Here is a 988-nt window from a genome sequence, read left to right as displayed (position 1 = left end):
AGCCTGGCCCGATCCAAGCTTCTTCCCGGCTTGTAGGGCGCGGCATCTGTCCGAGATGGCGGGCGCTGCGCATCCTCAGCCGCAGTCGCTGTCGGCTGACAGGGGACCTTTCATCCTGACACAAATGCGCAAACCGGCGTGTTACGGTCTGATGATGTTACGTCACCGTTTCGAGTGCCCCCAAGCAATGGAGAGTTCGCCACGTCCAGGATCAACCGTCGCGCTTGGCTCTTCCAATCCAGCAGTGCAGTCGTCACCTCGACGGTTGCGGCAACTGCAGTCGGCATGGAGCCGCCGGGCCAAGACCCAGAACCGTCCGACAATATGCGAATGCTGATTGAAGTTCACAAGGCAGCATACTTGTCCTTCGGCGAAGCCTTGCACGGAATAGCCGGTGGCAAAAGCGACCCCGCTAGAGCCAGCCGGGAGGAGGAGAGGGCGCTGCTCGCCATCTGCAGCTATGCTGCGGTTCGGGAAGGGGATCGCCTGGCCAAGGCCCAATATATTTTAGAGATCGAGGCGCGCGGCGAACTCGATCTCGCCGAGCATGTGCAGGCTGTTCTCCGATCGATGATGTGGAAGGGATGATCCGGCGGCACGGGGACGGTCAGCTGCTTAACGACTGGCATGCTGAAGGGTTTCGGGTGCCGTCGGGTGCACGAAGCCTCTCATGCCGGAACCCGGGGTCCGGGCGCGGTGAGCTATGGGGATTTTTGTTTCGGGGTGTGCCGGCGTCTATCGCGGACACCCGCAGGGGCACTGATGGCTGGTCGAGCATGCGGCTTCTGGGCGAGGTCGGAGAGCTTCTTGCGGTGATTGCGACGGGCTTCACGTGCCTGACGACCGGCGCCATAGGAGGCGCGCATACCTTCCCGTTGACCCGCGCCGGCAGGGCGCCGTCGTACGAGGAAGCGGGGCCATGCCGGGTCATGAGTCGTTCTCCCGGTTTGTCGCTGTTTGGCTTGGCGGTCCGCGCGGTTGCCGGCAC

At 63.2% G+C, this 988-nt stretch carries 2 protein-coding genes; both read left to right on the top strand.

Annotated features, from left to right (window positions below; genetic code table 11):
• Window positions 1-330: 330 nt before the first annotated feature.
• Complete coding sequence (locus tag EN932_RS39410) at window positions 331-588, top strand: hypothetical protein (RefSeq protein ID WP_245460994.1); 258 nt, start codon at window positions 331-333, stop codon at window positions 586-588.
• A 188-nt stretch (window positions 589-776) separates the two neighbouring features.
• The coding region (locus EN932_RS38610; protein ID WP_206619046.1) for a hypothetical protein at window positions 777-988 on the top strand (212 nt) is incomplete at its 3' end.

This window comes from Mesorhizobium sp. M7A.F.Ca.US.002.01.1.1, from assembly GCF_004022955.1.
In the GTDB taxonomy this organism is placed as follows: domain Bacteria; phylum Pseudomonadota; class Alphaproteobacteria; order Rhizobiales; family Rhizobiaceae; genus Mesorhizobium; species Mesorhizobium ciceri.
The sequence above is the reverse complement of the archived record's forward strand: the minus strand, read 5'-3'. Positions and strand labels throughout refer to the sequence as shown.